Genomic DNA, 11,354 nt, shown 5'->3' on the forward strand with positions numbered 1-11,354 from the left:
AACCGTAGGTTGACACCCCCTGGGCGTCAACCCTGAGTTGACAGTCGCCCGCATGGCACGATCCCCCCGTGGACACCAGCACCGTCGACCGGGCCTTCCAGGCCGCTCTCTACGCCCCCGCCGACGACCACGCCGCCCTCGACACCGGCGCCTCCCTCCTCGCGGCCGACCCGGCGGCCGACCCGGAGGTCACCCGACGGGGCGTCGAGTTCGTCGCCGGTGCCTGGCGCCGCGGCTGGCAGCCCGCCGACGTCGTACGGATCGTCCGCCGTGACCTCGACGACGTGCACGAACGCCTCGTGGCGGCCCTGATCCTCGACCAGGCGCCGGACGACCGCCCCCGCGGGCCCCGCTGGGCCGCTCAGCTCGCACAGCTCGCCGAGGAGGCTCCCGCCACCTCCGCCCGCAGCGACCGCTTCACGCACGCCACCGCCGTCCTGGAGCTGTACCGCCTCCTGCTGCGCCTCCCCACCCTCGAAGACCTCGACGAGCCCCCGACCAGGACGGGCGCGCGCCCCCGGACGGAGACCGGCGCGCCGGCACCGTCCCCCGAGTCCCGGATGCTGACCCGCATCCGTGCCCTGCTCGCGAAGGCCGAGGCCACCGGCTTCCCGGAGGAGGCAGAGGCCCTCAGCGCGAAGGCGCAGGAGCTGATGGCGCGGCACAGCATCGACGCGGCGCTGCTCGCGGGCCGGACGCCGCACGGGACGGGCCCGACCGCCTGGCGGATCGGCGTCGACCAGCCGTACGAGCAGGCCAAGGCCGTGCTGCTGGACGCGGTCGCCACCGCCAACCACTGCCGCGCGGTGTGGAACGAACCCCTCGGCTTCTCCACCGTCGTCGGTTTCGCACCCGACCTGGAGGTGGTCGAACTCCTGCACACCTCGCTCCTCGTGCAGGCCACGACCGCGATGACCAAGGCCGAGGCCGCCCAGCGCGCGGGCGGGCGCCGACGCACCAAGACCTTCCGGCAGTCCTTCCTCGCGGCCTACGCGCACCGCATCGGCGTCCGTCTCGCCTCCGCCGCCGAGGAGACCGCGAGGCATGCGGCCGAGGAGGCCCAGGGCGAGGCCGCCGGACGCGACGGCGGCGAGGGCGCCGCGGCCGGCGGGCTGCTCCCGGTCCTGGCCTCGCGCGAGGCCGCGGTCACCGAGCACGCGGAGCAGATGTTCCCGGAGACGACCACGACCCGGCTCCGCGCGGTCACCGACGCGGCGGGCTGGACGGAGGGCGCACGCGCCGCGGACCGGGCCGAGGTCCGATCCCGTCGCCGGCTCGACTGATCCTCAGTCGCCCGCCTGCTGGAACGCCCCGACCGAGGCGTCCGGCACGCCCCCCGCGCCGAGCGCGACAGGGCCGTACGACCAGGCGAAGCCCCGCGTCTCCGACGCTCCGGGCAGACCGATCTTCACCCTGGTGGCATCGAGGCTGCCGCCGACACCTGCCTCACCCCGGACGTACGTGATCGTGAACGTCGCCGCCGTGCCCTCGGCGAGCGTCAGCCTCTGCGGCCGGGCCGCCTCGTCCTCCGTAACGGTCGCGGAGGTGGCGTCGGCCTGGAGGCCGACCGTGGGGAAGCCGTCCAGCGTGCACGCGGCGCCCTGGTTGGTGACGGTGACGGGGATGTTGCCGGTGTCCCCGGCGAGGGGCGCGGCGTTGGCGGGGCCGACCTCCACGCCGACCTCGTCGAGTACGCAGGCGGAGGTGTCCTGGCCCTCGTCCTCGCCCTCACCGTCGCCACCGCCCCCGCAGGCGGTCAGCAGCAGGGCGGCGGCGAGTGCGGCGGAGCCGACGGTGAGAGAAGTAGCGCGCATGAGTGGGTCCCCTGGGTTCGTGTCGATGCCCCTGGATCATCACGTACGCCGGCTCCGCACGGTCACCCGGCCCGCCTCACCGGCGTCACCTCACGAGCCGGTCCCCGTGGTGGGCAGCCCCGTGGTCGGCAGCCCCGGGGGCAGTTCCCCGCCCTCGGACCTGGTGAACGTCTCCTCGCCGAGACCGCCGTCCCACGTCACCTTCAGGCTCGTGGCGCCGACGGAGCCGACGGTGCCGGTGCCGCGCTCGTCCTTGCCGTTCGAGCAGGTGAGCCGGATCGTCCGGGTGCCCGACGCCTCGCCCACGCGCCCGCTGCATACGGTCCCGCCGGTCGCGAACAGCCCGGCGGTGTCGCCGGTGACGACGAGCGCGACCGCCTCACCCCCGCTGGTGGCGAGCCAACTGCCGTCCAGTTCCCCGGCGGCCGCCCCGGACGGCGAACCGTCGTCCCCGCCGGTCGCCGCCGACGACGTGACCGGGCTGGGAACGGCACCGGCCGAGGAGCGGTCCGGATCCGAGTCCGAGCCACCGTCTCCACTGCAGGCGGTCAGCGCGACCGCCCCCACCACGGCCAGGGCCGCGATCCGCACCCGCCCGCGCAACGCACCGCGCGCGTGCGCCACCGAAGTCGTCGCCGAAGTCACTGCATGCCCCCAGGGGTGAGCCGGTAGCCGATGGGCCACGCGAGCCGCGTGGCCGTACGGGCGGACAGTCGCACAGCGGTACAGCCGTACCGACGGATGACAGCACAGCCGGACCGTCCGACAACAGCACAGCCGGACAACAGCACAGGCGGACGATCACAGGGAACTACGACCTGACAGCCCGACAACCGCATGGCCGGACGGTCGCACCGCCCTACGACCGGAATGTCGTAGGGCCCTACGAGCGGGACGTCGTACGGTCCCACGACCCCACAGCAGTACTGCCCGACGACCCGAAAGCCGTACAGCCCGACCACCCGACAGGCCTACGGCCCTACAGCCGGACGATCCGACGGGCCTACGGCCTGAAAGCCGCACAGTCCCACCGCATGACAGCCCGACGACCCGACAGTCCCACAGCACTACGGACCGACAGCACTACGGACCGACAGCACTACGGCCCTACGAACGCGGCAAGCCGCCCCCCGTGCCCCGCCTACCACGAGGACTTCCGCACCCCCGGCAGATGCCCCGCGTGCGCGTGCTCCCGCAGACCCACCCGCGACAGCCCGAACGCCCGGAAGTACCCGCGCGGCCGTCCGTCCACCTGGTCCCGGTTGCGTACGCGCGTGGCGCTCGCGTCCCGCGGCTGCCGGCGCAGCTCCCGCTGGGCGGCGAGGCGTTCGGCCTCCGTCGACGACGGCCGCCGGACGATCTCCTTCAACTCGGCCCGCCGGGCGGCGTACCGCGCGACGACCTCCCGCCGCTTCGCGTTCTTCGCGATCTTGCTCTTCTTGGCCATCAGACCTTCACCCCCCGCGCGCGGACGCGGGCCACCGCCGCCTCGACGCCGATCACGTCGACCGTCTTGATCCCCTTGGCGCTCAACCGCAGCCGGACGTACCGGTTCTCGCCGGGCAGCCAGTAGCGCCTGGTCTGGATGTTGGGGTCGAAACGGCGTGAGGTGCGGTGGTGGGAGTGGGAGATGCGGTTGCCGAAGCCCGGCCGGGCGCCGGTCAGCATGCAGTGGGCGGACATGGGTGACGTACCTCTCCGTAGGCGTTGTCGTAAATGGAATTCATTTTCAGTAAGGTACCAGCATGGCACGCAACGAACTCCGCCCCGTCATCAAGCTCCGGTCCACGGCCGGTACCGGATACACGTACGTCACCCGCAAGAACCGTCGTAACGACCCGGACCGCGTGACCCTGCGCAAGTACGACCCGGTCGCCGGCCGCCACGTCGAGTTCCGAGAGGAGCGCTGAGCCACCGCCATGCGCAAGGGAATCCACCCGCACTACGGTCCCGTCGTCTTCCGCGACCGGGCCGCGAACTACGCGTTCCTCACCCGCTCCACGCTCACCGGCACGCTCACCGGCGAGAAGACGGTCGTATGGGAGGACGGCGCCACCTACCCGGTCGTCGACGTCGAGATCTCCCACGTCAGCCACCCCTTCTACACCGGCACGGCACGCGTCCTGGACACGGCCGGCCGCGTCGAGCGCTTCGAGCGCCGGTACGGGAAGCGGGGCTAGTCCATGCCCGAGCTCCCCGTCGTGGTCGTCGGCGGACTGCACGCCGACGCCCGCAAGGCCGCCGTCGGGCATCTGCTCGCCGAGGTGCCCGGCAGCGTCGTACTGCACCACGACCTGTCCACCGCCGCAGGCGGCACGGTCGTACGCACCGTCCGGGACGCCGGCGGACTCCGGGACGCCGGCGAGACACCGCTCGTCAACGACTGCGCGTGCTGTGCGCTGCGCGCGGACCTGGTCCCCGAGCTGCGGCGGCTCGCGGACGCCGGTGACACCCCGCTCGCGGTCGTCGAGCTGTGGGACTCCGTGGAGCCGAAGGCGATGACGGAGGTGATCGCCTCCGGCGGGCTCACGGTCACGGGCGTGATCACCGCAGTCGACCCCGCGCTGCTGCTGCCTTACCTCGGCAACGGCGACGACCTCGCCGAGCGCGGCCTCGCCGCGGCCGCCACCGATCAACGGACCGTCGCGGACACCTTCGCGCGGCAGCTGGAGTACGCCCCGGTCCTCGCCGTCCTGGACTCCCCGGACGCCGACGACGAGGACCGTGAGCTGCTCGCGCAGCTGCATCCGACGGCACGTCAGGTCCCCGTCCACCGCGCCGGTCCCGCGGACGCCCGGACCGCCCGTCCGGACCGGCGGATCCGGATGGACAACGAGGTCCGGATGGACAAGGCGGCCCAGGTGGACAAGGCGGCCCGGTCCGACAACGAGGTCCGGGCGGGCCGGGGGATCAGGGCGGGTCGAGGGGTCCCGGGCGCGGCGGGAGTGCCCGACGCGCACTCGCCCCTCGCCCACGCCGCACTGGCGGGCTTCGACGTGGAAGCGGCCGCCGCGGCCCAGCATCCCGCGTGTGCGCTGCTGCCCACCGAGGCGGACGCGCACGGGGTCACGACGCTCGTCTGGCACCGGCGCCGCCCCTTCCATCCCGAGCGGCTCTTTCAGGCGCTGGAGGATCTGACCTGCGCGGCGGCCCGCAGCCGGGGCCGGTTCTGGCTCGCCGACCGGCCGGACACGCTGCTGCACTGGGACGCCGCCGGCGGTGCCCTGTGCGTGGAGAGCGCCGGCCCCTGGCTCGCCTCGCTGCCGGACGCGGCGTGGGACCTGGTGCCGCCGGTGCGCCGCGCCGCCGCCGCGCTGGACTGGCACCCGGAGCACGGCGACCGCGGTCAGCACCTCGTGTTCACGTCCCCCGGCCTGGACCGGGAGGGGCTCGCGCACCTGCTGGAGTCCTGCCTGCTCACCGACGCCGAGTACGCCGCCGGGCGCGCCGCCTGGAAGCGGCTGCCGCCTGCCTTCGACGCCTTCCTGGAGGTCTGATCCCGTCATGCCCCGCAAGCCCGATCGCAAGCCCGTCCGGAGCCGGCCCAATCCGCTGGACCGGGCCGGGATCACGTACATCGACTACAAGGACACCGACCTGCTGCGGACGTTCGTCTCCGACCGCGGCAAGATCCGCGGCCGCCGGGTCACCCGGGTCTCGGCCCGGCAGCAGCGGCAGCTGGCGCGCGCGATCAAGAACGCCCGGGAGATGGCCCTGATGCCGTACTCCGGCCGGTGACGGCCTCCGGCTGACAGGTAGGCGTTTCCCTACGTTTGACGCGTAGGGAAACGCCTACCTATTCTGTGCCTCATGAACATCACCCACGCCTCCTTCGTCACCCTCCCGGTCGCCGACCAGGACCGGGCCCTGCGCTTCTACACCGAGGTGCTCGGCTTCGAGGTCACCGCCGACCTCCAGATGCCGCCCGGGCGCTGGCTCCAGGTCGCCCCGCGCGGCGCGCAGACCACGTTCACGCTGTCCGGGCCCCGGATGGGCGGTTTCACACCCGGCTCCACGCGGGGGATCATGTTGGTCACGACCGATGTCGACGCGGACTGCGCCCGGCTCACCGAAGCGGGCGTCGAGGTGCAGGGGCCGGACGACCACCCCTGGGGGCGCATGGCCGCCTTCCGCGACCCCGACGGCAACGGTCTGATGCTGCTGACGGAGAAGGAAGGCTTCTGACGACGCCATGACCAGCACCGGGGCCGGGGCGCGTGCCGCCGACACCGCCGAGGCCGCCGACCGCGTGTTCGCCGCCCTCGCCAACGCCACCCGCCGCGAGGTGCTGCGGCTGCTGCGCGACGGCGGCCCGCAGCCCGTCCAGGCCCTGGCCGACCACTTCGACATGCGCCGGCCCAGCCTCTCGGAGCATCTGAAGGTGCTCCGGGACGCCGGGCTGGTCTCCGAGCAGCGCTCCGGACGGCAGCGCATCTACCGTCTGGAGGCGGCCCCGCTCGCCGACGTACAGGACTGGCTCCATCCGTACGAGCGGTTCTGGCGCGAGCGGCTGAGCGGCCTCGGTGATCTGCTCGACCGCATGCCCGACGACGAACCGACATGAGCACCTCACCCGGCGCCGCGGACGACGACCTCACCGCGATCCGCGTCGACCAGTTCTTCCCGCATCCGCCCGCGAAGGTCTGGCGGGCGCTGACCGACCCCGAGCTGCTGGCGCAGTGGCAGATGCCGGGCTCCGAGGACTTCCGCCTGGAGGTCGGCCACCGCTACCGGATGACCTCCGTGCCGCGCCCCAACACCGGCTTCTCCGGTGTCGTCGAGGTGTCGGTGCTCGGCTACGAGGCGGAGCGGATGCTGCGCGTCCGGTGGGCGGACGCCGCTCGCGCCGGCGCGGCGGACTGGACCATCACGTGGACCCTGGAACAGGAAGGGCGCGGAACGCGTCTGTTCCTAGTGCACGAGGGATTCGATCCGGACGATCCGGCGCAGTCGATGGCGCGGAGGATCATGGACGGGGGCTGGCGGTCGCATGTCATGCGGGCCCTGGGGCAGACGCTGGAACGACTTCGGTAGCGCGGCCGTCCAAGCTGTAACCGCAGGAACACCCCCCGTGCACGTGCATCTGCCCATGCATCTGCACATGAACAAGGTTATGATCCGCCTCAGTTGACCACTGCATCCATGGCCATAGCAGCCAGTGCACCACCGGGGAGCGACCTGTGGATCACGACGTGTACGACGGTGACGTGTACGACGGTGACGTGCACCACGGCGCCGGCGCGTCCGGCGTGTACAACGGCATGGCCGCCACGAACCTGTGCGGGGTGGCCTGGCAGAAGAGCCGGCACAGCAACTCGCAGGGGTCCTGCGTGGAGTTCGCGCGATTGCCGGGCGGGAGAGTGGCGGTACGCAACTCGAACTTCCCGGACGGGCCGGCGCTGGTCTACACGCGCGCGGAGATCGAGGCGATGCTCGCCGGTGTGAAGGACGGCGAGTTCGACCATCTGATCGCTGGCTGAACCCGCGGGGCGCGCGACGGCGGGTGAGCCTGTGCTGACTCGCGGTGACGCGCGTAGAACCTCGGCACCAGGAGGTGCCGAGGTTCCTCAGCCTTCGGGCTGGAGCCGGAACATGGCCCAGACGACCTTGCCGCTGAGCGTGCCGGCCAGCGGGTGCCACCCCCAGCTGTCGCAGAAGGAGTCGACGAGGAACAGCCCGCGACCGGACTCCGCCGCGAAGTCGTCGGCCTCGCGCGCGACCGGACTGTCGTTGCTGGGATCGCGTACCGCGCACACCAGCCGCTCGGTCCAGCGCATCAGGTGCAGTCGCACCTGGGGCGGGGTGTGGTCGCCGTCCCGGGCCGGCGGGCGCGGGGCGACGGACGGCAGGCCGTGCCGCAGCGCGTTGGTGACCAGTTCGGAGACCACCAGGCAGACGTCGTCGAAGCGGTGGCCGACATCCCACTGGTCCAGCGTTCTGCGGGTGAACTGCCGCGCCTCACGCACCGCTTCGTAGCGGGCCGGCAGGGCGCAGGAGGCGGCGTTGGACACGGCCGTGGGGTCCAGCGGCGGAAGGCCCTGCCGTAAAGGCTCGAGCATGGTCGATCCATTCGTCCCCATGCGAGGCACTCCCCCGGGAATTCGCGGTCGTGGCGATGCAGCGGTGGCGCGGGACCATGGTTTCGGATGCGTACAGCAGATGCAAGGGCAGATGCACGTGCACGCGACCGAATTGGACCCTCCCGTACCACTTGTTGGCCATTTTTTCCGCCATCTTCACGCCGTCTCCTGGCCTTCTCCTTCCCCCGGCGTTCCCCGACGGATCCGGAATCTTTGGCTTCTTTCCATCTGTGTAATCGGACGAGTACAGCTCGGAGTGTTTTAGTGGCAGACTGCGGGCCCTGAAGACGGTTGGGGAGGCTGGAACGTGAGCGCGGGAGAGCCCGGATCGGTGGTGCGGCGGATGCTGCTCGGCTCGCAACTCAGGAGACTGCGAGAGGCACGGGGCATCACGCGCGAGGCGGCGGGTTATCACATCCGCGCCTCCGAGTCGAAGATCAGCCGGATGGAGCTGGGCCGGGTGAGCTTCAAGACGAGAGACGTGGAAGACCTGCTGACCCTGTACGGAATCGTGGACGAGACGGAGCGGACGTCGCTGGTGTCCCTCGCCCGGGAAGCCAACGTCGCGGGCTGGTGGCACAGTTACTCGGACGTCCTGCCGAGCTGGTTCCCCACCTATGTGGGCCTGGAGGGCGCGGCGTCCCTGATCCGCGCCTACGAGGTGCAGTTCGTGCACGGCCTGCTCCAGACCGAGGCGTACGCGCGTGCCGTCGTGCGGCGCGGGATGAAGGGGGCCGGCGAGGCGGACGTCGAGAAGCGGGTGGCGCTGCGCCTGGAGCGGCAGAAGCACCTCGTCTCCGAGAACGCCCCCGACTTCCACATCGTGCTCGACGAGGCCGCCCTGCGCCGGCCCTACGGCGACCGTGAGGTGATGCGCGGCCAGCTCCAGCACCTGATCGAGTTCTCCGAGCGGCCCAACGTACGGCTCCAGATCATGCCGTTCGGCTTCGGCGGGCACTCCGGCGAGTCCGGCGCCTTCACCATCCTCGGCTTCCCGGAGTCCGACCTGTCGGACGTGGTGTACCTGGAGCAGCTCACCAGCGCGCTCTACCTGGACAAGTCGGAGGACGTCGCCCAGTACGAGAAGGCGCTGGGGGAGCTCCAGCGGGACAGCCCGGGGCCCGACGAGAGCCGGGACCTGCTGCGGGGGCTGCTCCAGCTCTCCTGAAGGGTTCCCGGAGAGTTACTCCAACTCTGTTGCATCACAAGTACGATGACGTGTGATCAGGCACTGCTTCACCGGCAGGGATTGAGGAGTCGCATGTCGTCCTACTTCACCGACCTGGCACAGCAGTACATCGACGGCGAGTGGCGTCCGGGCACGGGTTCCTGGGACATCATCGACTTCAACCCGTACGACGGTGAGAAGCTGGCCGCGATCACCATAGCCACGGTCGACGAGATAGATCAGGCCTACCGCGCCGCCGCCCGCGCCCAGCGGGACTGGGCCGAGGCCGGGTCCCACGCCCGTCGCGCCGTGCTGGAGAAGGCGCTGCGGCTGGTCGAGGAGCGCGAGCCCGAGCTCACCGAGGCGATCGTCGCCGAGCTGGGCGGCACGCACGTGAAGGCCGGCTTCGAACTGCACCTCGCCAAGGAGTTCCTGCGTGAGGCCGTGAGCCTCACGACGCGCGGCGAGCACCGGCTGATCCCCTCGCCGGACCCCGGCAAGGAGAACCGCCTCTACCGCGTCCCGGTCGGCGTCGTCGGCGTGATCAGCCCCTTCAACTTCCCCTTCCTGCTGTCCCTGAAGTCGGTCGCCCCGGCCCTCGCCCTGGGCAACGCCGTCGTCCTCAAGCCCCACCAGGACACCCCCGTCATGGGCGGCACGGCCCTCGCGCGGCTCTTCGAGGACGCGGGACTGCCCGCCGGTGTGCTCAACGTCGTCGTCACCGACATCGCGGAGATCAACGACGCCTTCCTGGAGCACCCGGTCCCCAAGGTCATCTCCTTCACCGGCTCCGACAAGGTGGGCCGGCACGTCGCCACCGTCTGCGCCGGGCACTTCAAGCGCGCGATCCTCGAACTCGGCGGCAACAGCGCCCTGGTGGTCCTCGACGACGCCGACCTCGACTACGCGGTCGACGCGGCCGTCTTCAGCCGGTACGTGCACCAGGGCCAGGTCTGCATGGCCGCCAACCGCATCCTGGTGGACCGCTCGGTCGCCGACGCCTTCACCGAGAAGTTCGTCGCCAAGGTGCGCGGCCTGAAGGCCGGTGACCCGAGCGACCCGGAGACGGTCATCGGCCCGCTGATCAACTCCTCGCAGTCGGAGGCGATCACGTCGGTCGTCGACCAGGCGGTCGCCGAGGGCGCCACCGCGCTGCTGCGCGGCGCCACGCGCGGCAACCTGGTCGAGCCGTCCGTCCTGACCGACGTGCCGGCGGACTCGGGGCTGCTGCGCCAGGAGATCTTCGGCCCGGTCGCGCTCCTCGTCCCCTTCGACGGCGAGGAGGAGGCAGTGCGCCTCGTCAACGACACCCCGTTCGGCCTGAGCGGCGCCGTGCACACCGCCGACGTCGAGCGCGGCGTCCGCTTCGCCCGGCGCATCGACACCGGCATGTTCCACGTCAACGACGGCACCGTGCACGACGAGCCGCTCGTGCCGTTCGGCGGCGAGAAGGACTCGGGCCTCGGCCGGCTGAACGGCGAGACCACGCTGGACGCCTTCACGACACTGAAGTGGATCTCGGTACAGCACGGCCGCAGCACGTTCCCCTTCTGAGGCCTCGGGGTCCGTGGACGGGCCCCCCGGGGTGGTCCCGGGCGGGCCGCCGCCGCGGCCTAACCTGGACGGCATGTCAGCGATCCGTCTCCTGGTGCTGGGTGCCGTCCGCCAGCACGGGCGGGCCCACGGGTACCAGGTGCGCAACGACCTGGAGTACTGGGGCGCCCACGAGTGGTCCCACGCCAAACCCGGCTCGATCTACCACGCCCTGAAGCAGATGGCCAAGCAGGGCCTGCTGCACGCGCACGAGGTCGCCCCGTCCACCGCGGGCGGACCGCCGCGCACCGAGTACGAGATCACGCCGGCGGGCGACGAGGAGTACTTCGCCCTCCTGCGCGACGCGCTGACCTCCTACGACCAGAAGGTCGACGTCAAATCGGCGGCCATCGGCTTCATGGTCGACCTGCCGAGGGCCGAGGCGGTGGCGCTGCTGGAGGAGCGTATCCGGCGCATCGAGGAGTGGCGCGCCGCCGTCACCGACCACTACGTGCCCGAGGAGGGCCCGGCGCAACTGGGCCACATCGGCGAGATCATGAACCTCTGGATCCACACCGCCGACGCCGAGGCCGAGTGGGCCAGGGGTGTGATCGGCCGTATCGAGGGCGGCGCCTACACCTTCTCCGGCGAGGGCGAGCCCTTCGTCGGCGTACTCGCCGAGGGCGAGGAGAACCCGTACGCGACGCCGCGGCGGCATCCGGGCGACAGCCGTTAATCAAGTTTGACTAATCGCCGCGC

At 71.6% G+C, this 11,354-nt stretch carries 17 protein-coding genes; 12 read left to right on the forward strand and 5 right to left on the reverse strand.

What is annotated here, in order from left to right:
• The first annotated feature begins 68 nt into the window (after positions 1–68).
• A complete protein-coding gene (locus ACIP2X_RS22295; protein ID WP_401675707.1) occupies positions 69–1,283 on the forward strand; it encodes a DUF2786 domain-containing protein in 1,215 nt (404 codons plus the stop codon).
• A 3-nt stretch (positions 1,284–1,286) separates the two neighbouring features.
• Here the strand turns inward: ACIP2X_RS22295 and ACIP2X_RS22300 are convergent, their stop codons facing one another.
• The 4 genes from ACIP2X_RS22300 to rpmB all read right to left on the reverse strand — a co-directional run bounded on the left by ACIP2X_RS22300 (position 1,287) and on the right by rpmB (position 3,497).
• Positions 1,287–1,814: a DUF4232 domain-containing protein gene (locus ACIP2X_RS22300; RefSeq protein WP_401675709.1), complete on the reverse strand. Its 528-nt coding sequence runs from the start codon at positions 1,812–1,814 to the stop codon at positions 1,287–1,289.
• Positions 1,815–1,904: 90 nt separating this feature from the next.
• Positions 1,905–2,459, reverse strand: coding sequence for a hypothetical protein (locus ACIP2X_RS22305; protein WP_401675711.1), 555 nt, complete (start codon positions 2,457–2,459; stop codon positions 1,905–1,907).
• A gap of 496 nt (positions 2,460–2,955) precedes the next feature.
• Complete coding sequence (gene rpsN, locus ACIP2X_RS22310) at positions 2,956–3,261, reverse strand: 30S ribosomal protein S14 (protein WP_401675713.1); 306 nt, start codon at positions 3,259–3,261, stop codon at positions 2,956–2,958.
• Positions 3,261–3,497, reverse strand: a complete 237-nt coding sequence (rpmB, locus tag ACIP2X_RS22315; RefSeq protein ID WP_401675716.1) for a 50S ribosomal protein L28 — start codon at positions 3,495–3,497, stop codon at positions 3,261–3,263. Before rpmB ends, rpsN begins: the two co-directional genes overlap by 1 nt.
• Before the next feature lie 62 nt (positions 3,498–3,559).
• Between rpmB and rpmG the strand changes: the two genes are divergently transcribed.
• From rpmG to ACIP2X_RS22355, 8 genes are all read left to right on the forward strand, one after another.
• On the forward strand, positions 3,560–3,724 hold the full coding sequence (gene rpmG / locus ACIP2X_RS22320) for a 50S ribosomal protein L33 (protein WP_401675718.1): 165 nt from the start codon (positions 3,560–3,562) through the stop codon (positions 3,722–3,724).
• A gap of 9 nt (positions 3,725–3,733) precedes the next feature.
• A complete protein-coding gene (locus ACIP2X_RS22325; RefSeq protein WP_401675720.1) occupies positions 3,734–3,994 on the forward strand; it encodes a type B 50S ribosomal protein L31 in 261 nt (86 codons plus the stop codon).
• Between the two features lie 3 nt (positions 3,995–3,997).
• The gene (locus tag ACIP2X_RS22330; RefSeq protein ID WP_401675722.1) at positions 3,998–5,311 is read left to right on the forward strand and encodes a GTP-binding protein; all 1,314 of its coding nucleotides are present in this window, start codon (positions 3,998–4,000) and stop codon (positions 5,309–5,311) included.
• A gap of 7 nt (positions 5,312–5,318) precedes the next feature.
• Positions 5,319–5,552 carry a 30S ribosomal protein S18 gene (gene rpsR / locus ACIP2X_RS22335; RefSeq protein WP_401675724.1) on the forward strand — a complete coding sequence of 78 codons (234 nt, stop codon included), beginning with the start codon at positions 5,319–5,321 and terminating at the stop codon, positions 5,550–5,552.
• A gap of 72 nt (positions 5,553–5,624) precedes the next feature.
• Positions 5,625–5,999, forward strand: a complete 375-nt coding sequence (locus tag ACIP2X_RS22340) for a VOC family protein (protein ID WP_401675726.1) — start codon at positions 5,625–5,627, stop codon at positions 5,997–5,999.
• Between the two features lie 7 nt (positions 6,000–6,006).
• Entirely contained in the window at positions 6,007–6,378 is a 372-nt protein-coding gene (locus tag ACIP2X_RS22345; protein ID WP_401675728.1) for an ArsR/SmtB family transcription factor, read from the forward strand.
• Entirely contained in the window at positions 6,375–6,848 is a 474-nt protein-coding gene (locus ACIP2X_RS22350; RefSeq protein ID WP_401675730.1) for an SRPBCC domain-containing protein, read from the forward strand. Before ACIP2X_RS22345 ends, ACIP2X_RS22350 begins: the two co-directional genes overlap by 4 nt.
• Positions 6,849–6,994: 146 nt before the next feature.
• Positions 6,995–7,294 (forward strand): DUF397 domain-containing protein, encoded by a 300-nt coding sequence (locus ACIP2X_RS22355; protein WP_401675732.1) that lies wholly within the window; start codon positions 6,995–6,997, stop codon positions 7,292–7,294.
• 87 nt (positions 7,295–7,381) lie between these two features.
• Here ACIP2X_RS22355 and ACIP2X_RS22360 read toward each other — a convergent pair whose 3' ends face one another.
• The gene (locus ACIP2X_RS22360; protein ID WP_401675734.1) at positions 7,382–7,873 is read right to left on the reverse strand and encodes an ATP-binding protein; all 492 of its coding nucleotides are present in this window, start codon (positions 7,871–7,873) and stop codon (positions 7,382–7,384) included.
• 364 nt (positions 7,874–8,237) lie between these two features.
• Between ACIP2X_RS22360 and ACIP2X_RS22365 the strand changes: the two genes are divergently transcribed.
• The 3 genes from ACIP2X_RS22365 to ACIP2X_RS22375 all read left to right on the forward strand — a co-directional run bounded on the left by ACIP2X_RS22365 (position 8,238) and on the right by ACIP2X_RS22375 (position 11,331).
• The gene (locus ACIP2X_RS22365) at positions 8,238–9,062 is read left to right on the forward strand and encodes a helix-turn-helix domain-containing protein (RefSeq protein WP_401675844.1); all 825 of its coding nucleotides are present in this window, start codon (positions 8,238–8,240) and stop codon (positions 9,060–9,062) included.
• Between the two features lie 93 nt (positions 9,063–9,155).
• On the forward strand, positions 9,156–10,616 hold the full coding sequence (locus ACIP2X_RS22370; RefSeq protein ID WP_401675736.1) for an aldehyde dehydrogenase family protein: 1,461 nt from the start codon (positions 9,156–9,158) through the stop codon (positions 10,614–10,616).
• Positions 10,617–10,689: 73 nt separating this feature from the next.
• Positions 10,690–11,331, forward strand: coding sequence for a PadR family transcriptional regulator (locus tag ACIP2X_RS22375; protein WP_401675738.1), 642 nt, complete (start codon positions 10,690–10,692; stop codon positions 11,329–11,331).
• The last annotated feature ends 23 nt before the right edge of the window (positions 11,332–11,354 follow it).

It is taken from the genome of Streptomyces sp. NPDC089424 (assembly GCF_044749345.1).
Classification (GTDB): domain Bacteria; phylum Actinomycetota; class Actinomycetes; order Streptomycetales; family Streptomycetaceae; genus Streptomyces.